We start from the raw sequence: 17,099 nt of genomic DNA, 5'->3' as shown, positions 1-17,099 counted from the left end.
TGTCATCCGGCGTCCAACACGGAGTGGCTGAACGCCGGATCGAACCCGGCCTGGGTGATCCCGGCGTCGAACTCACCGCGGCGGAACCGCTCGATGTTGTGCCAGAAGGCGGCCGCACGGTCGGGGTATCCGAGGCGCTCCATCGCCTCCACGACCCGCCGTAGTGACCACCCTCGCGTCTGCACCACGTGGGCGATGTCGTCGAAGTCGCGGCCGCGCGCCGCGTCTGCCATCGCCGCGGCTTTTCCGCCCACCACGTCGGCGAAGATCAACCGCAGACCACCTCCGCGGCGGCGCTCCGGATCAGCGGAACGCTGGTGATACACCAGCTGCACCACCGTGTCGCCGTCACCGGGAACGGTCACCTTGATCTGCTTGTCCAAGTCCTGGTCGAAGACCAGCCGCGCGGGCCACCCGTTGCGCGAACAGGTTTCGATCACCGCGGCGGCCGCACGGTCGAACGCCGCGGCGTCGAGGCGGTTGTAGAACGCGTCGATGTCCTCGCTGTCGCGGGCCACCACGTCGTAGTCGATGAGCGCGGAGCCCCCGGCCAACGCGAAGCCCTCATCGGCGATGGCGGACAGGACATGGTCCTGAATCCGCAGTCGTGGGTTCACGGCTGTCTCCTGGTCCCGAAGCATCGGATGGATGGTCTCCCAAGCGGCGCGCACCCGCGACGGTAGAGCGATCGCGGGCCAGTTGGCGATCACGGCGCGCGCGTTGATCCAGGTGGCGAACTGTTCGGCAGTGCCGGCCCTGGTCAGCGCGGAGGCGTAGAACAGCCGCAAGTCGCCGGGGTCGGAGAAGTCGAGGCTTCCGGGCTGCCAGTACAGATTGACCGGCGGGTCGAACGAGCCGTGCAGCGGCCCGGTGAGCAGACCCAGGTCGGCCGGAACGAACACATCGGGCTCGAATCGGGGACGCCACGACGGCCGCAGCTGGTAGATCACCGGCGGCGGGCCGCCGCGGGCGGGCGCGGCCGCCGCTGGGCTGTCCTGTGGGTCGAAGTGGGCGACGGTGTGCGTCACCGAGGCCCCGATGGCGGCGGCATAGCGCCGGATCGTCGACAGGTGCGGGTCGACGTCGAGGCGCTCGAAGTTCGACACCGTGGCCTTGTCGCGGCCCAGCCGTGTGGCGACGTCCTGCTGCGTGAGGCCCTTGTCCTTGCGCATCTGCACCAGGGACTCCAGCAACGCGTCATCGGCCGCGGCGAGTTGCTGGCGCAAGCGGTAGTCCGCGCTATCGGGGTCCATCCCCGCGGCGCGTTCGATGTCTTCCAAATCAAACATAAGTTGAGGTTAACCTCAACTTGGCTGCACCAGCAAGAGACACAGTCTCGGCGGCAGAGACACGACAGAGCCGCGCCGAAGGACGTGACAGCGCGGAGTCAACCTATAATGGGTGACATGGTTGGTGCCATCGACGACACGAACCACCCGGACACCGGTGACGACCCGGTGGCCGCCCAGCTGGCCGACGAGCTGGGCGCAGCTGTGGGTGCTCTCGCGCGGGTGGCGGGCGGACCGGCGGCCACCGAGTGGCCCGCAGCCCTGGCAGGCGAAGCACCGCGGCTGGCCCACCGGTTGTGCGGAGGCGACGCCCACCGGGCTGCGGAGACCGCCGCCCACGTGATGGGTGCGCTGTGGCCGATGGGCGCGCCAGAAACGGTCGGCGCACCGCGGTGGTGGAGCACCCCACTGGGCCTGGCATGTGCCCACGCCCTCGGCCCGCAGCACTTCGGAGCGGTAACGCACAAAGTCGCCGCCGAAATCCTCGGGGTCACGCTGGGCACGGTGAAGCAGCTCGCCCACCGCGGAACGATCGCCAAGCGGCCGGACGGCCTCAGCCTCGCGGCGGTACTCGCCCGGTTGCAGGAGCGGACCAGCAGCTAGCGGCAGCCGGGATGGCGTCGTCGGCCGCCACCCTCGCCTCAGCCGCAGGTCGCCGCCTGGACGACTCCGCCCTCAATGACGAGATTCACCCGATCGTTCGGCCGGTAGTCGCGGGTTGCCACCTGGGGCACTCCGTCGCGGCAGGTGACGCGCACCGTGTAGCCGTCGGCTCTCGCCGCTTCGGCTGCCGCGGCCTCGGCCGCCCCTTCGAGCGCGCAGCCACTCGTTGGCAGTCATCGCGACGCACCTGCGTCCTGGTGTTCATCCTCGTACGCCCCGCACGTGCACAGGCGCAGTGTCCCGTCGTGCGTTTCGTGCACCTTTCCGCTCCAATCGAACGGATGCGGGCTGCCGTGCTCCGGGCACGACGGGTGCGGGTAGGCGATCGCAGTCGGCGGCCCCACGCCGACGTCAGCTGCGCTCACACAGAGTCCGTTACACATTCCCGCATCCTTGCTCCTGCGCCGCGTCGAGATACCTCACGCGCCAGGTCGGGTGCGCTCGCACCGAGTGCTTCTCACCGTCGAGGCGCACCCGCAGATACTGGCCATCGCTGCCGGTGATCACGCCCTGCCGCCCGTCCACTTCGACGGCCTGGCCGCGAAAGGCCGGGACACCGTAGTGGCTGCGCACGTACTCCATGCTCACAGTCAGTCCCGTTCACGGTCGCGGTAGATGGTCGGCCAGGCGACCGGAATGTTCACCGTCACCGGGTAGTCGCGGCGCTCGTAGCCGAAAACCCAACCGCCGATCGCGAATCCGTTCAACTTGCGGTAATGCCACTTGGGAAGGGGCATCAGTTCACCTCCATCGAGCGCACCTCAACCACGCCAGTATCCGCAGACCGAACATGCCAATTCACCGCAGACGAGGTTCCACCACGTCGGCCTCCCGCAGCGGGGGGCAGTAATACAGCTCCGCCATGTCCGGCCCCTACTCGACGTCGCCGTAGCCGAACGCCTCCAGCGCCTCGCGCCAGCTGCCGAATCGGCGGTCGATGTCCCAAGCGGGGTCCGCGCCGTAGTCACTGGCCTCGTAGCCCCACCCGCCGGGCTGCGCAGACACCGCGACGCACACCAGGTCACCGGCGTCCCAGACCCGCACCGTGGTGGCGTCGGTATCGGCGTGGAAGTCGGCGGTGATGTCACGGCCGTCGTGGCAGAACTGCAGCCGGTACTTCTCGGCCATGGTCAGCCTCCCTGGGCGGGGTCGGCGGGCACGTAGCGGAATCCGCTGCCGCGCTGGTCGGGCACCCAGTCGCCGCGGGGGTATCCGTGGTCGGCCACCAGCGACGCCGCGGCCGGACCCAGGATCGTCGGCACCAGACCGGTCAGCCGGACCAGCTCGCGGCCGTCGCCGTCGACCACACGCCAGGTGCGCACGCCGATCTGCTCCAGCGTCGCTTCCTGCATCAGTGCTCCCGCCCGAAGAACCCGAACCATCCGTCCTCGAAACCGTCGAGGAATGCCGCACGGTCGCTGCGGGTGCGAAGATCATCGCCCATCCAGTACCGGGCCGCGTCAGCAGCGCCGTGCCGGACCTGCGGATCGCAGCTTTCGAGACCGGACTCAGCGGCGGCGTGGCGGCCGACGTCCACTGCCGCTGAGCGAATCCGCCCGCACCGGGTCTCATCCTCGGCGCTCATCGCGGCACCGCCGCCTGGTCGATGACGAGGTTCAGCGGCGTCTCCCCCGGCGCGGTGGCGTAACGGTGGCTCAGGTACTCGTGCAGCGGACCGTAGAGGTCCGCGGCGGCCAGCGGCTGTTCGTTGATCCAGTCGATCGCGGCTTCGTCGTGCTCACCCACGCGCATGTACGTCATCAGGTGCCCGGCGTTGCAGTCCTCGGCGGAGTCGAGGAAGAACGCCACCGCCTCACCGTCGGCGTCGACGTAGCCGACGCGGTAGTCGCCCATGTGATCGCGCTCCTCACGTTGGTGGTGGCGCTGACGGTATCGGCGGCCGCCGACGGTGGCCGGTCGCGGCGCGGGGACACGCCGACGCGCGTCACGGGAGGCGGTAGATCGGCCGCGCGGCGGGAGTCCGGCTCTGCGGTGTCCCGGCGGCCGCGACCGCCGCGCGCCGCGGGTGGGATGTGCGGGATGCTGCTGCGGCGTATTTGTCGCCGCGGTGTCCCCGCTGCGGGGTCACGCCTCGCTGGATGGCCCCGGCTCTCGCGCTGCCCATACCGACGCACATCGCGCCCGTGTTCGGGAGGGGTTCGGATGCCGGGTCCGGTGTCTCATCGAGCTGAATCAGGGTCAGCGACCCGTGCTCGGAACTCGGTTCCGAGCATACCACGGCCAGGAAACGTGCAGGTCAGAGCGATTTCACCGGTCAGAGCCGCGGTACCGGTTTAACCAGCTACCCACCGCTGGACAGACAAAAATGGCGGCTGACCTGCGGAAACGACGGGTTTTCACGCCACTTTCCCGGCGGAGGAAAAGTTTGCTGTAGGGGTGGACCTTTGGTGTGGACCGTGGACCCTGGGGGTCCACCCCCCGCAAAAACCATAAAACACCTCTGAACAGGTATGTCTCTAAAATAGAGACAATTTTACTCATCGCCACGTAGAGAAATACCCGCAGGTGGGGTCTGAATGATGTCAGGGGTGGACCTTTTGGGTCCACGGGTCCACCCTAGTTTGCTGAAAACCGGAAGTTTGCCGGAGCTGGGCGGAATCGACGAAACCCATCCCGCTGTGCGCTGACCGGACCGGAGGTGTGGCCCCGCGGCCGGAGGCGGCAACGGGTGCGGGCGGTGGGTGGCGAGCTACAGCGGGAAGTAGCTCATGCCGTCGCGCCGCCACACGCCGCGAGCCTCCAGCTCGTCGGCCAGCTCCTGGGCGCGGCGGTACCGCTCACTGCCGCCCTTGGCCGAGCGCCTGATGTCGTTGACGGTGAACCACGCCGACTGCTTGTGGCCCCACCGGGCGAGGTTGTCGAGCAGCCGCTCCCACTGCTTGGCCGCGGCCTCCCCCTGCGCGGTGCGCCTGACGTGATCCAGCTCGCCCGACTCGCGGGCCTGACTGCGGCGGAGGTTCTTCACCGAGGCGTCCAGCCGCGCCTGGATACGGCTGCTGTGGGTCATCACCGCACCGGCCCACTCCCACGCCGCGCGGTCGATGTGGTGCCGGTGCTGAACCAGCACGGCCCAGGCGGCGAGTTTCAGCCGGTTCAAGTTGTGGTGGCCGCCCAGCTCGTCGCCAGCACAGTCGGAGTCGATCGACGCCGACTGTGCCTCCCACACCTCGCGGCGAATGTCTTCGTCGACGGTGAGCTGCTGCTGGCCGGGCGGAAGCTGCGCCATGATGTCCAGCTGCGTCCAGGTGGGCCGCGACGCGTCCCAGGTCGTGTAGCGGCCGGGATCAGCCGTCCCAAACCAGATGGTGCGCTGCAACGTGCCGCCGTCGCGCTCAGCCATCAGCGGGGCGGCGGGCTCGCCATACTGCACCGACACGGTCACCAGCAGCCGGTAGCTGCGGGCGGGAACCTTGAGGGGGTGCTGGCGCTCCCCTTTCGGGTCGGTGCCCAGCTCCTCGCCGGTGATCCCCGACCGAAGCTCGCTGCCTAAGTCATTTCCTCCGCGCTTGACCGTGGCGGTCAGCGAATCCACCTCGGGCCAGTCACACCACGCGGCGTCACGAATCTGCTCGATATAGGGCTCGCCCGCATCATCCCGGCTGAGCTGCACGAACAAGTTGGCCAACGCGGGGCCAGACGGCGGCTTGAAGCGTTTGTCCCAGCCCTGATCCACGGAGGCGGAGTAGTCCACCACGCCCACCGAGGCACCCTTGCCCTTCCCCGACGCCCCGACGATGCCGATCTGCAGATTCAGCACGGCGGGGGTGTTGCCCACCAGTGGCGGGATCAGCACGTCGGGGGCTACGCGCAGCAGTCCACGGCCGATCGTGATCCCCAGCACCGACCAGGGTGAAATCGCCCCGCCCCGTGCGGCCTCGCGGATGCGCTGAGTCTCGGGCAGGAAGCCGAAGACCCGCGCCTCCAGCTCGGAGTCGTAGGGGTCGGGAAGCTCGGCGAACAGCTCATCGAGCGGAACGGCCTCCTTGCGGCCGTCACCGTCGCCGGAGTCCTGGCCGCCGGTCTGACTGCCGCTGGGGCCGTCTGTGCCTGCAGCGTGCGACTCAGGGCCACCAGCGACCCGGTAGGTGGGTGCGGCGGCCTCTCCGTTGCGCATGGCAACTGCACGGCGCATCTCCGCGGCGACCCGGCGACGGTGGTCCGCGGCGGCGAGGTTGCCCTTGGCCTCCAGCTCGGCGGCGGAATCTTCCACGCTCTCCGGGGTGAGCACATGCAGGGAGCTGCGCCGACGCAGTTCGATGCCGTGCACGGCGGCGGCGTCGCGCTCGCTGACTCCGTGCAGCGCAGCTGACAGACGGAGGCGGGAGACGTGCTCGTTCACGTCGAGGTCGGCGCGCATGGTGCCGCTCCAGATGTGCGCGCCGTAGCCACGCTCACACCCGTCGTGCAGGGTGACGGATTTTGAATTCTCGGCGGTGTGCCAGTGGGCGATCGCGCAGCCGCATTCGTCGACGCTGCCGGTGCCGACCACTCGCGGGTCACCGGCGATCCACGCGCTCCAGGAGACGCCGTCGATGGCTGCGGTCAGCTCGTCACTGTGCTCGGCGTCATCGTCGTCGTCGCGTTTGCGATGCTTGTCGCGCGCCGTGACGGCACCCACCAACGGCAACAGTTCCGGGGTCAGCCGGATTTCCTGTGGCATAATGCCTTTGCCTCCTTGTTGTGGGTTGTCGGCCCGTTGGACATCGAGGTTGGTGTTCGTGATGGACAGCGCTAAGGCCCGGAGGTGAGCGCCTCCGGGCCTTAAGCGTCTCGGCGTTCCCCCGCCGGGTCGGTGAGGCCCGACTCCATCCATTCGAGCAAGTCACGCCCGCGGTACCAGATTTGTCCGCCCGCGGTGGGCTGCAGATACCGCGGCCCGGTGCCGACTTTGCGCATCTGAGCCAGCCGGTCGGCACCGATGATCGGCACCGATCCCGGCCGGTACAGCGCGTTGGGGTCGATGAGGACGACACCTTCGGCAGTTGCCGTGTCCGGCATGTGAGCACCTCCTGACGAGCGAAACCGGCATTATGCACGTTCGTTTCCGCAACGTAGCACATGCAGATTGCAGCGTAATACATCAGAATCCGTCAGATTGCGGCCAGAATAGTGCCGATTCCAGGACTCAGGGACGTGACATTTACCGATCGGAGGCCACAGGCGAGGGCGCACTGACCTGCGAAGATGCCTGGGCTCCGCAGCATCGTCACACCGCGGTGTGCGCCGGATTGGGCCATTGAGGCGGCCCGCGTCGCTGCCGAAGCGCAGGACGTGACAAGTGCGCGGGACAGGAAGATGGGCGCGCGTAACACCACGTGCGCACCTCGATGGGGTGGCGGTCGCTAGTCGCGCGACCGCCACCCGAAACACCCCCGCGTGAGCGGGGAGGAAGCTGCCGGACGGCAGCATGTGGGCGCTCCCGCCGGAAACACCCCCGCTTGCGCGGGGAGGAGGCGTCACGAATCTGCTCGATGTAGGGCTCACCGGGAACACCCCCGCTTACGCGGGGAGGAGTCCAGCTCCCCGAACTCGCACGCCGCCTTGCGTGGAACACCCCCGCTTGCGCGGGGAGGAGGTATGCGTTGGAGCTGGAGCAGCAGGTCTTCGACGGAACACCCCCGCTTGCGCGGGGAGGAGCCGGATGAGCCAGCCACGATGGTGTGCGGGCGCGGAACACCCCCGCTTGCGCGGGGAGGAGCTTCAGCTCCTCGCTGTGTGGGGGCAACGCTCCGGAACACCCCCGCTTGCGCGGGGAGGAGGGCGGTACGTCACCGGTGTCGGTCGCCTCGGCGGGAACACCCCCGCTTGCGCGGGGAGGAGACGTGGGCACGGTCGATGCCGTGGGCGATCTCAGGAACACCCCCGCTTGCGCGGGGAGGAGACTTCTTGACCTGCACCGTTACCCGTGACAACGCCCGTTTCTATTCAGTTGTGATCGTGCTGCCCCCACCGTAACCGCGTAACCCGTCACCGCGGCCCCGGCCGCCACGACACGCCGAAGCGTCAACTGTCGCGTACCCAGAAATGGGTGCCGTCACTGCCCCAGACGCCGCCCTCGACCAGCTCGGAACACAACTTGGCCGCGTTGATGCGCCGTGACTCGCCGCTTTTCGCGCTGCGCATCACATCGGAGACCGTGAATCGGCCGGATGCCTTTTTGTGCTCCGGCCCCTTCTTCGGGTCCGCGGCCCACCGCGCCAGACTGGCCAGGGTCTTCTCCCACGCCGCCGCCGCCGCGGTGGACTGTGCGGTGCGCCGAACATGGTCGAGGCGGCCGTCCTCGCGTGCCCAGCGTGCCTTGAGCGTGCTCACCGAGGCGTCCAGCCGGGCCTGGATGCGGCGGCTGTGTTCCATCACCGATCCGGCCCACTCCCACTCGGCTGCGCCGATGTGGTGTCGGTGCTGAATGAGTGCGGCCCACGCCGCGATCTTCAACCGGTTGAGGTTGTGGTGACCGCCCAATTCATCTCCTGCACAGTCACTTTCGATGTTTGCGGACTGCGCTTCCCATACTTCATCGTGGATGGCCTCATCGACGGTGAGCTGCTGTTGGCCGGGCGGCAGCTGCTGCATGATGTCGAGCTGCGCCCACGCGGTCGCACCGCGCGGCCGCTTGCGCAGCCGCCGTGGATCAGCGGTGCCTACCCAGACGGTCCGCTGCAGCGTTCCGCCATCGCGTTCGGCCATCAGCGGTGACGCCGGTTCGCCGTACTGCACCGACACGGTCACCACCAACCGGTAGCTGCGAGCAGCCACCTTCAACGGATGCTGCCGCTCCCCTTTTGGATCGGTGCCCAGCGTGCCGCCGCTGATGCCCACTCGCAGCTCGCTTCCCAAGTCGTTGCCGCCGCGTTTGACGGTGGCGGTCAGTGAGTCCACCTCTGACCAGTCGCACCAGGCGGCATCGCGAATCTGCTCGATGAACGGCTCGCCCGCATCATCCTTGCTGAGCTGCACGTATAGGTTGGCCAGCGCGGCACCGGACGGCGGCCGGAATGGGCGGTCCCAGCCCTCATCGACCGAAGCCCGATAGTCCACGATCTCGGCCGAAACACCCTTCCCTTTTCCTGACGCGCCGACGACTCCGATCTGCAGATTCAGCGGAGCTGGGCTATTGCCGACCAGCGGAGGCAGCAGCACCTCCGGGGCCACGCGCAGCAAGCCGCGGCCGATCGTGATGCCGAGGACGGACCAGGGCGACACCGCACCTGATCGCGCGGCTTCGCGGATCGCTTTCGTCTCCGGCAGGAAATCGAAAACCAACTCCTCCAGCTCCAGCTCGTAGGGGTCGGGAAGCTCGGCGAAAGCCTTGGCCAGCGCGGTGTCTCCGTCACTGTCGCTGTCTCCGTCACCATCATCTGGGCCGCCACTGTCGCCGCCGTCGGGAGGCTCATCCCCGCCGCCACCGCCGCTGCCGTTGGCCGCCGCCGCCGCGCTGCCGCCACCGGCCACCCGGTAGGTGGGTGCGGGTGCTGTCCCCAGCAGCTGGGCGATGCTGTCTCGCATACCCTGCGCGGCCCGACGCCTGCGGGCCGCCCGCTCGGTGTCGCCCGCAGCCTCGGCCTCGGCGGCGGCGTCGTCGAGGTCGTCGGGGGTGATCGGGCGCAGGCCGTTACTCCGGCGCAGCTCGACACCTACCTGGGCGGCGGCCTCAGCTTCGCTGCAGCCATGCAGCGCAGCGGCCAGCTGCAGGCGGGAGACATGCTCGCCGATCCCCAGGTCGGCCCGCATCGTGCCACTCCACACGTGCGTCCCATAGCCGCGCTCGCAGCCGTCGTGCAGGGTGGCGGACTTTGAATTTTCGGCCGTGTGCCAGTGCCAGGTCGCGCAGCCGCACTCATCCACCTGACCGGTGGCCGCCAGCCGCGGGTCACCGGCGATCCACTCGGCCCAGCTGACCGCGTCGACGGCCTCGGTCAACGTGTCGCGTGACTCGTCGGGCGCGTGGGGAACGGCGATCTTGGGCCGCGCCGTGACGGCACCGACCAGCGGCATCAGTTCCGGGGTCAGCCGGATTTCTGCTGCCACGGTCGGACCTTCTCTCGCTTCTTGATCGGTGGGCGGGGTTGCTGCTCGGCGGGGTTGAGTTGGGATGGTCAGGTGAAGTTCTGCAGGTCGGCTAGGCGTATGGCGATGCGGCCGGTGGTCCGTTTTCGCGCCGGAAGCAATCCGTCGGCGATCCACCGCCGGATGGTGCGTTCGTGGACGCCGACGATCGCCGCCGCCGACCGCGGGGTGACACACTGCGGCTCGTCGGCATCACTGCGCGGCCGCACCAGCGGTGCGGGTTCGTTCTCGGCCACGATGCCTCCTCGGATTACCGGGCGTATCCGCACAGGAACGTATGGCATTTGCGGCTGTTCACGGCTGCTGGAGGCGCGACACGCCGACCCGGCCTTGGCCGCGTCCGACCGTGGTGCATGGCGGGATCGGTGGCACCGTGTGGGTATGTCTGCATGTGCACCGCTGGACCCCCGCCGCGCCGGAAGCTGCGTGGTGGGCATCGACCTGTCGCTGACCGGCACCGGGATCGCCGCCATCGACACGGCCACCGGGGAACTGTCGACGGCGATCCACTCCTCGCCCGCACCCGCCGAGAACACGCTGCTGTGTCACGTTTCTCGTCACCGCGAGCTGGTGGACGGGCTGGTGTCGACCGCGGTGTCGGTCGATCCGGCGCTGGTCGTGATCGAAGGGTTGTCGTTCTCGGTGTCGGGAAAGGACAGCTCGCTGACCCGGCGCGGTTTCGTCTGGTGGTCGCTGGTCGAGGGGCTCTCGGATGCCGGGGTGCCGATCCTGGAGGCGTCTCCCGCACAGATCAAGCAGATCGCCACCGGCAAGGGCAACGCCAAGAAGTCCCAGGTGGTGGCGGCCTACGCGCTGGCCTGGCCGGACGCCGCCCGCGACTCCAGGGTGGAGGATCGCGCCGACGCGGCGTTCGCCGCTGCACTCGGTGCGGCCTATCTCGGCGGTGTGCCGCTGCCGTTCACGCTCACCGTCGCTCGCAAGCGCGCCCTGGCGAAGCTGCCGGAGCCGTCACTGCCGCCGCGACTGGGCGATGCCACCGCGGCCTAGCGGCGCGTCACCCACCATTGCCGCTTCGGCGTGTCTCCATTGTGCAGACTGCACTGTCATAGAGTGCGGATAGGTTTGCATCCATGAGCAACCCCGCACCGCGCATCGCCATGATCGGCGAACCGCCCCCGACGCCGCCCGCCCCTCCGGCACCACCTGCGCCGTCGGTGAGCCGGTTCGCCCCGCCGCGCGGGCGCGTGGCGGTCGCTCCCCCGGTGTCGGCCCCGCCTCCGGCCGCCGAAGTGGTGCACATCAACTCCGCTCCCAGCCGCATGGCCGCCCGTCAGCCCTACGAGCCGCCCGCCGCGCTGATCCCGGACCCGCCGAAGATTCCCGGCAAGTGGGAGGCGGAATACACCTCTGACCGCAAGCAGTACGTGGTTCCGGGTCTCGACGGCATCAAGCAGACCGAGACGTTCACCCGCGCCACCACCCACGCCAAGGTGCTCGACGACAGCTCCGCGCTCATCGACTGGAAGCAGCGTGCCACGGTGCTGGGGCTGGCCCGCAACCCCGAGTTCCTCGACGAGTTGAGCACCGGCGGTGCCGAGCACATCTCCGAGCTGGACTACGGGGCGAAGAAGATGCTCAACCGGCTGGCCAACAAGGCTGGCCGCAGCGTGGGCACTGACGACGCGAGCCTGTTCGGCACCAAGCTGCACGCCTATCTGGAGGCCCTCATCGAGGGCGTCATCACGATGGACGATGTGCCCGACGAGCTGCGCGGCTATCTCGAAGTGCTGTTCGCCGCGATGCGCAAGCACGGGCTGAGCTTCATGGGCCGGATGGTCGAGCGCACCGTGTTCATTCCCGCCACCGGGATGGTGGGCACGATGGACTTCGCCACCGTCGACGCCGACGGGGTGATGTGCGTGGGCGACTTGAAGACGTCGGGGTCCATCGACTTCTCGTGGGTGGCGATCGCCGTACAGCTGGCCCAGTACGCCAACGCCACCATGATGCTGTCGTGGGATGGCAGCCGCTGGGAGAAGATGCCGCAGGTCTCCAAGGTGATCGCCAAGGTGGCCTCGGTGCCCAAGGACGCGCCGGTTCCGTTCTGCCGCATCTACAGCGTCGACCTGACCATCGGCGCGGAGCTGATGCACATGGCCACCCGCATCAACCAGCTGCGATCCACCGCGCTGCGCTGCGCGAGCCACCCGGAGTTGCGCCAGCCCAGCGACGAGATGGTGGCCTTCGCCGACGGTGAGGCCGTCACCGCGTACCTGGCGGGGCTGTGACGGCGGCGCTGCCGGACTGGACCGGCGCACTGCCGCCGCATCTGCGCCTCGATGAGGCTGCAGGCCACCCCCTGGTGCGCTACGTGCACACCGGCGGGGTGTTCTGGGATTCGGGCTGCGCGACCTGCCGGGGCCGCACCGCGGTGGTGCAGATCATGCCCAACCATCAAGCGTCGCCCTCATGCCGCAGCGGTGGGCGCAACCACTGCACCTGCGACGCCTGTTTCTAGGCATCGGCCCCGCGTCTCGGCGCGTGGCGACACGCGTTGCGTGTTGACCAACTCGAATTGCATCGGCACTTTGCATGGCACACTGACCGTCGAAGGACGTGACACGTTGCCGAGACAGATGAGGTGGTTTCGCCCATGTGCGTATCCCTTGCCCAGTTCACCGACACCAACCGTCGGTGCCGACGCTGCACACTGAGCGCACAACAGGTGGCAGATGCATCTGCACGCCGCCAGGAGAACCGCGTCACCATGCGCACCGCCAGCAGCAACGTGCGTCGTCTGTTCGGCGGCGATGCCAGTGCAGTTGCCGTGAAGAACCTGTCGCCGTCGATGTTGAGCAACCTGCTGGTGAGTCTGGAGGCGGTGACGCCGGGCGTGTCCGGGGAGATTCTGCGCTCCCCCAGCGGTTCGCTGCGGCGAGTGCCCGGTATGCACAACGACGTGTTCAGCGAGGTGCGCGAGCGATCCAACGAGGCCGCGTTGCGGCTCAACGGCGGCAAGTTCGACCCGAAGGCGGTGTCACGGGTGGAGCTGGCGTCGGCGCTGTGTGAGCGCGACATGGTGGAGAACGGGGCCATCCGCGACCCGCTGGCCGCCGCCGACGAGCTGGAGCGCATCAGCGCGCGCATCGACGCCATCGCGTCGGGGGCCATGGTGGCTCCGCCCGCCGGTACCGCCTTCGCCGACCTGCCGGAGCGCACCCGCAAGTTCTACGCACGCCACTCGATGGACGAGACGGCTGCGCTGACCACCGTCTCGCAGCGCATCAGCGACAAGCTGTTCGAGGACGTGACAGAGCGCGCCCAGGTGGCCGCCGCCCCACGGGCGGTGTCGCCGCTGGTCGAGCGGCTCAGCGCCGAGAGTGTGCGCCCCGTCGACGTGTCCGCGGTGCTGACCCAGGCCGGGCTCCAAGGCTCCGATCCGACCGCCGGGGTCGAGATCGCCGACGGAGTCACGTTGGTCAGCGGGTCCGGCGGCCCCGCGGTCCTGGTGGACGGGCTGCGGATGCCGGTTTCCGCCGACGCCCGCATCGCTGACGTGGTGGGCCGCATTCCCGCGGTGGACTTCGACTCGTTGACCGAGGTGCCCGCCGACCGCAGCGCCTCGGGCGTCAACGCCGCGGTGCAGTCGATGATGGTGGGCAAGAGCCCGCGGGCACAGTCGATGCGCCTGGCCGCGCGTCGGCGCGTCATCGAGCGCACCTTCTACGGCGACACCGTGATGGGCCAGTCCGCGTCGTCGGCCGGAGTGGTCCACCAGCTTCCCGGCAAGGCCCGCGCCCACACCGCCTCGGCGCTGGCGTCGCGTCCGCATAGCTCACGCCACGGTGCCGACGCCGAGGCGACCACCGCCCGCATCGAGGGGTTCGACCTGTCGCGCCACATGCGCTACGCCACAGCGGCGCGCAAGGAGTTCCTCGACGCCAAGGTTCCCGATGAGATTCGCGTCGCCCGAGCCCAGGAGGCGACGTTGAAGCGGTACGCGGGTGATGTGCCCGCCGAGGACCGTGACGCCGCCGCGCGGGCCGGGTTTCGGGTCCGTCACCGCGCTAACACGGTCGCCAGCGACTACCCCGGCGCGCAGGTGATGGTGGATTGGACTTCCACCGAGTCGGTGTCTCCCGAGCCGCCGGGAAAGGCGCTTTCACCTGAGCACGCCGATGTGCGCAGCGGTGGCGTGCGCATGGTGATGGCGGCCAACCAGATCGCCCAGCGTGGGCGAAACCCGGAGCTGTGCGACGCCGAGGTTCTGGTGGCCAGCGCGAAGATGGCGTCGGCCTTTGACGTCTACCGCATGGTTAACCGCGACGTCACACCGCGGGTGGTGACCGCCACCCAGACGGTTCCGGCCAGCTACCGCGGCCGGGAGGCCGACTTCATCCGCGACGTGTTCCCCACCGGCGGGGCGTTCACCACCCGCGGGTATGTGCTCGGCCGCCGCGACGGGGTCTCGGGCAGCGGCAAGGGCCGGGTGCGAGTGCGCTACTTCACCGGCGACGCGATGCCCATCACCGGAGGCGACGTGATCGACACCGGCACCACGTTCCGCGTGGAGTCGGCGACGGTGGCCGACGACGGGACGGTGGAAGTCAACGCCGTTGCCGATCAGGTTCTGGCCGCCAGCGTCGCGCAATAGGAGGCGGCGACTGCGTCGGCGTGTCGTCGCCGCTGAGACCGCATCGGCTTCCCGTGGCCTTAGCGTCGATTCATCGGCTGCCGACACAGCCGCCGCAACACAAGGAAGGAAGGCTCATTGTGTCAGATCACATCGACACTGCAACAGCCTCACAGACGGACCCACCGGCGAATCCACCGGATACGCCAGCGCTGACGGTGCCCGAGGGCTTCTTCGACGAAGTGTCCGCTGTGCTGCGCAGCGAGTCCGCCGCCGACGTCTCCGACGCGGTGATCGAGGTCTGCACGCAGCGCGGAATCCTGCACCCGGAGCTGGAACAGGAGCCTGACAGCGAGCTGCGCTCCGACGAGATTCGTGAGGTGTTCGAGCTGGTCGAGGCGACCAGCTACGCCGTGGCCGACGGTCGGGTCATGCCCGCGGACAGGCGCGAGGAACAGTTCGACGAGCAGATGCTCGGGCTGTGGGAGCAGTTCATCGACGACGCCACCGACGAGGAATCAGAGCAGGCCGCAGCGCAGCTTGCCTCCGGCGGCACGCTGTAGCGCGGTGCCGACGCGAAAGCGGCCCCGCCAGGTGAGGGACGGGGCCGCTTTCGCGTGCGCACGGGTCAGACGACGTTGGTGAAGCCGAACCCCTGCAGGATGGTGCCCATCGTGCCGAGAACGTCTTCGGCGGTCAGTGCCATGAACTGCTCGTCGGACAGCGAGGACATGTCCACGTCACCGCTCATCATCCGTTGCGAGGCGGCGTCCTGGGCCTGCTCGAACACGTTGCGGGCGAAGCGGCCGTTACCGGCCACGTCGAGAACCCGCTTCCCGGACTGGTCGGTGTCCCACATGATGTCGATGATCTGCTTGAACTTGTCCTCGATCGACTGGTCGATGGTGCGCCCCTCTTTGGCGGCCATGCCGTTGAGGATGCGCCACATCTCGTCGCCGGTGTAGGTGTTGAACGAGATCGAGTCGGCGAACCGGGACTTGAATCCGGGGTTCTCCCCGAGGAACCGCTCGATCGGGGCCTCGTATCCGGCGATGATCAGCACCATGTCGTCGCGATGGTTGTCCATGTACTCCAGCAGCGTGGTCAACGCCTCGGAGCCGTAGGGGTCGGACTGGCCGCTGCGTTCCTGAACCAGCTCGTACGCCTCGTCGATGAACAACACCCCGCCGCGGGCCTCTTTGAGCTTGGCCATCGTCTTCTTGGCCGACTCGCCCTCGAACGACCCGATCAGCTTGGCGCGGTTGGCGTGCACCAGGTTGTGCGAGCGGATGACACCGAGGCCGTAGTACAGCTCCACGATCAGGTTGGCGATGGTCGTCTTGCCGGTTCCCGGCGGCCCTTTGAAGATCAGGTGGCGGGTCTTCGGCGACACCTTCATGCCGCGGCGGCGCTGCTCGTTCTCGAAGATGATGGCCGCGCTGAGCTGACGCATCTTGGCCTTGATGGCGTCCATGCCGTCGATGTCTTCCAGGTGCACCATGGCCTCGTCCAGCACGGCCTTGCGGTCGTCCTGGGATGCCTGGCGCTGGAAATCGGCCACGTCGGGCTCCGTTGTCACGTCCCAGAAGCTGGTGCGCGCGGCCGTCACGCCCGGCGCGCTGACTCGCATGGTGATGCTCTTGTCGCGCACCGCGTCGTTGATCTCGGGCAGCAGGGCATATTGCATCCCCTTGGCCAGCGCCGTCTGCGCGTCCTCCTCGTTGCCCTCGGCACGCAGGGACAGCCCCAGCTGCAGTGAGGCCCACGCCGAGACCTGCGAGTAGTTCATCTCGATGGCGTAGCGCAGCTTCTCCTGGCCCGCGCTGTGAGAGCCGATGTGGGCCAGAGCCGTACCGGCCATCGCGTTCCCCAGCGCCGAGCAAATCTGCTCGAAATCGTCGGTACTGGCGGGTTTCGACAGCGGCTGCGTGGCGGTGAGCAGGTCTTCCCAGCGGCTGGTGCGGAAGTACAGCAGTGTCCTGACCGCGGCGATGGTCTTGTCGGTGGTGCCTTTGTTCTCTGGGACCACCACCCGCTCACGGTCGGCCATGTCCAGCTCGGTGTACGCCTCGTCGAAGTGACCCTGCTCGATCAGCGACGCCGCGTACGCCGCTCGCACGCAGCCGCGGGTTAGCAGGTTTAACACGATCGGGATGAGCGGCAGGGTCCAGTTGGTGGTGAACGTCTTCTCGACGTCACCCTGGAACGTCTGGCCGTCGGCCACGAGCGGCACTCCACTGACCATTTCGTCGAAATTCTTCAACGAGTCGCGGATGTCTTTGATCAGGTCGAACGGGGTGGTCTCCCCTGTTTTCATCTGCCGTGACAGGGCCGCAGCGCGGTGCAGGTCGCATTGGTCGGGCCACTCCTCGCGGCCGAAGTCGAACTCGCGTTCCGCGGCGGCGTGGTTGTTGTGGTGGATGGCCTGAACAGCCATGCGGAGGCATTCGCTGGCCTGCGGAATG

Annotated in this window: 18 protein-coding genes and 1 CRISPR repeat array; of the genes, 6 read left to right on the top strand and 12 right to left on the bottom strand. The window is 68.4% G+C overall.

All coding sequences use genetic code 11. The features are described 5' to 3' along the window. Positions 1-2: 2 nt before the first annotated feature. Positions 3-1,289 carry a type II toxin-antitoxin system RelB family anti-toxin gene (locus tag B8W67_RS05490; RefSeq protein ID WP_085302685.1) on the bottom strand — a complete coding sequence of 429 codons (1,287 nt, stop codon included), beginning with the start codon at positions 1,287-1,289 and terminating at the stop codon, positions 3-5. Between the two features lie 117 nt (positions 1,290-1,406). On the opposite strand from B8W67_RS05490, the gene B8W67_RS05485 reads away from it, so the two are divergent. Further along, complete coding sequence (locus B8W67_RS05485) at positions 1,407-1,892, top strand: hypothetical protein (RefSeq protein ID WP_133056051.1); 486 nt, start codon at positions 1,407-1,409, stop codon at positions 1,890-1,892. Positions 1,893-2,327: 435 nt separating this feature from the next. On the opposite strand, the gene B8W67_RS05480 is transcribed toward B8W67_RS05485, so the two are convergent. The 10 genes from B8W67_RS05480 to B8W67_RS20690 all read right to left on the bottom strand — a co-directional run bounded on the left by B8W67_RS05480 (position 2,328) and on the right by B8W67_RS20690 (position 10,276). Continuing rightward, positions 2,328-2,534 (bottom strand): hypothetical protein, encoded by a 207-nt coding sequence (locus B8W67_RS05480; RefSeq protein ID WP_197747585.1) that lies wholly within the window; start codon positions 2,532-2,534, stop codon positions 2,328-2,330. Positions 2,535-2,542: 8 nt separating this feature from the next. Beyond that, complete coding sequence (locus B8W67_RS20695; protein ID WP_163797124.1) at positions 2,543-2,689, bottom strand: hypothetical protein; 147 nt, start codon at positions 2,687-2,689, stop codon at positions 2,543-2,545. 136 nt (positions 2,690-2,825) lie between these two features. Further along, on the bottom strand, positions 2,826-3,080 hold the full coding sequence (locus tag B8W67_RS05475) for a hypothetical protein (protein ID WP_085302679.1): 255 nt from the start codon (positions 3,078-3,080) through the stop codon (positions 2,826-2,828). Positions 3,081-3,082: 2 nt separating this feature from the next. Beyond that, complete coding sequence (locus B8W67_RS05470; protein WP_085302677.1) at positions 3,083-3,304, bottom strand: hypothetical protein; 222 nt, start codon at positions 3,302-3,304, stop codon at positions 3,083-3,085. Further along, entirely contained in the window at positions 3,304-3,537 is a 234-nt protein-coding gene (locus B8W67_RS05465) for a hypothetical protein (protein ID WP_133056050.1), read from the bottom strand. The genes B8W67_RS05470 and B8W67_RS05465 overlap by 1 nt, the downstream gene beginning before the upstream one ends. Beyond that, positions 3,534-3,806: a hypothetical protein gene (locus B8W67_RS05460; RefSeq protein WP_085302673.1), complete on the bottom strand. Its 273-nt coding sequence runs from the start codon at positions 3,804-3,806 to the stop codon at positions 3,534-3,536. The genes B8W67_RS05465 and B8W67_RS05460 overlap by 4 nt, the downstream gene beginning before the upstream one ends. Positions 3,807-4,662: 856 nt before the next feature. Beyond that, positions 4,663-6,633 carry a hypothetical protein gene (locus B8W67_RS05455; protein WP_085302672.1) on the bottom strand — a complete coding sequence of 657 codons (1,971 nt, stop codon included), beginning with the start codon at positions 6,631-6,633 and terminating at the stop codon, positions 4,663-4,665. Between the two features lie 101 nt (positions 6,634-6,734). Next, positions 6,735-6,971, bottom strand: a complete 237-nt coding sequence (locus tag B8W67_RS05450) for a hypothetical protein (protein ID WP_085302670.1) — start codon at positions 6,969-6,971, stop codon at positions 6,735-6,737. Positions 6,972-7,336: 365 nt separating this feature from the next. Next, positions 7,337-7,854: a CRISPR direct-repeat array (repeat unit 28 nt; unit sequence GGAACACCCCCGCTTGCGCGGGGAGGAG). A gap of 122 nt (positions 7,855-7,976) precedes the next feature. Beyond that, positions 7,977-10,157 (bottom strand): hypothetical protein, encoded by a 2,181-nt coding sequence (locus B8W67_RS05445; RefSeq protein WP_133056049.1) that lies wholly within the window; start codon positions 10,155-10,157, stop codon positions 7,977-7,979. Next, positions 10,070-10,276 (bottom strand): helix-turn-helix domain-containing protein, encoded by a 207-nt coding sequence (locus tag B8W67_RS20690; protein ID WP_085302666.1) that lies wholly within the window; start codon positions 10,274-10,276, stop codon positions 10,070-10,072. The genes B8W67_RS05445 and B8W67_RS20690 overlap by 88 nt, the downstream gene beginning before the upstream one ends. A gap of 145 nt (positions 10,277-10,421) precedes the next feature. On the opposite strand from B8W67_RS20690, the gene B8W67_RS05435 reads away from it, so the two are divergent. The 5 genes from B8W67_RS05435 (at position 10,422) to B8W67_RS05415 (ending at position 15,197) form a co-directional block, all read left to right on the top strand. Then, positions 10,422-11,048: a crossover junction endodeoxyribonuclease RuvC gene (locus B8W67_RS05435; RefSeq protein ID WP_085302664.1), complete on the top strand. Its 627-nt coding sequence runs from the start codon at positions 10,422-10,424 to the stop codon at positions 11,046-11,048. Between the two features lie 83 nt (positions 11,049-11,131). Continuing rightward, on the top strand, positions 11,132-12,289 hold the full coding sequence (locus tag B8W67_RS05430) for a hypothetical protein (protein WP_133056048.1): 1,158 nt from the start codon (positions 11,132-11,134) through the stop codon (positions 12,287-12,289). Further along, positions 12,286-12,519 carry a hypothetical protein gene (locus tag B8W67_RS05425; protein ID WP_085302661.1) on the top strand — a complete coding sequence of 78 codons (234 nt, stop codon included), beginning with the start codon at positions 12,286-12,288 and terminating at the stop codon, positions 12,517-12,519. The genes B8W67_RS05430 and B8W67_RS05425 overlap by 4 nt, the downstream gene beginning before the upstream one ends. A 207-nt stretch (positions 12,520-12,726) precedes the next feature. Continuing rightward, positions 12,727-14,655 (top strand): hypothetical protein, encoded by a 1,929-nt coding sequence (locus B8W67_RS05420; protein ID WP_234806669.1) that lies wholly within the window; start codon positions 12,727-12,729, stop codon positions 14,653-14,655. 197 nt (positions 14,656-14,852) lie between these two features. Next, positions 14,853-15,197 carry a hypothetical protein gene (locus B8W67_RS05415; RefSeq protein ID WP_085302657.1) on the top strand — a complete coding sequence of 115 codons (345 nt, stop codon included), beginning with the start codon at positions 14,853-14,855 and terminating at the stop codon, positions 15,195-15,197. 65 nt (positions 15,198-15,262) lie between these two features. On the opposite strand, the gene B8W67_RS05410 is transcribed toward B8W67_RS05415, so the two are convergent. Further along, a complete protein-coding gene (locus tag B8W67_RS05410) occupies positions 15,263-17,071 on the bottom strand; it encodes an AAA family ATPase (RefSeq protein WP_234806668.1) in 1,809 nt (602 codons plus the stop codon). Positions 17,072-17,099 lie beyond the last annotated feature (28 nt).

Origin of the sequence: Mycolicibacillus koreensis (assembly GCF_002104795.1) — a bacterium.
GTDB lineage: Bacteria > Actinomycetota > Actinomycetes > Mycobacteriales > Mycobacteriaceae > Mycobacterium > Mycobacterium koreense.
The sequence above is the reverse complement of the archived record's forward strand: the minus strand, read 5'-3'. Positions and strand labels throughout refer to the sequence as shown.

Excerpts from the sequence above, each read along its gene's own strand:
- B8W67_RS05475 (WP_085302679.1), bottom strand. The coding sequence starts at position 3,080 with ATGGCCGAGAAGTACCGGCTGCAGTTCTGCCACGACGGCCGTGACATC.
- B8W67_RS05470 (WP_085302677.1), bottom strand. The coding sequence starts at position 3,304 with ATGCAGGAAGCGACGCTGGAGCAGATCGGCGTGCGCACCTGGCGTGTG.
- B8W67_RS05450 (WP_085302670.1), bottom strand. The coding sequence starts at position 6,971 with ATGCCGGACACGGCAACTGCCGAAGGTGTCGTCCTCATCGACCCCAAC.
- B8W67_RS05410 (WP_234806668.1), bottom strand. The coding sequence starts at position 17,071 with ATGGCTGTTCAGGCCATCCACCACAACAACCACGCCGCCGCGGAACGC.
- B8W67_RS05480 (WP_197747585.1), bottom strand. The coding sequence starts at position 2,534 with ATGGAGTACGTGCGCAGCCACTACGGTGTCCCGGCCTTTCGCGGCCAG.
- B8W67_RS05485 (WP_133056051.1), top strand. The coding sequence starts at position 1,407 with ATGGTTGGTGCCATCGACGACACGAACCACCCGGACACCGGTGACGAC.
- B8W67_RS05455 (WP_085302672.1), bottom strand. The coding sequence starts at position 6,633 with ATGCCACAGGAAATCCGGCTGACCCCGGAACTGTTGCCGTTGGTGGGT.
- B8W67_RS05490 (WP_085302685.1), bottom strand. The coding sequence starts at position 1,289 with ATGTTTGATTTGGAAGACATCGAACGCGCCGCGGGGATGGACCCCGAT.
- B8W67_RS05435 (WP_085302664.1), top strand. The coding sequence starts at position 10,422 with ATGTCTGCATGTGCACCGCTGGACCCCCGCCGCGCCGGAAGCTGCGTG.
- B8W67_RS05465 (WP_133056050.1), bottom strand. The coding sequence starts at position 3,537 with ATGAGCGCCGAGGATGAGACCCGGTGCGGGCGGATTCGCTCAGCGGCA.
- B8W67_RS05430 (WP_133056048.1), top strand. The coding sequence starts at position 11,132 with ATGAGCAACCCCGCACCGCGCATCGCCATGATCGGCGAACCGCCCCCG.
- B8W67_RS05460 (WP_085302673.1), bottom strand. The coding sequence starts at position 3,806 with ATGGGCGACTACCGCGTCGGCTACGTCGACGCCGACGGTGAGGCGGTG.
- B8W67_RS20695 (WP_163797124.1), bottom strand. The coding sequence starts at position 2,689 with ATGCCCCTTCCCAAGTGGCATTACCGCAAGTTGAACGGATTCGCGATC.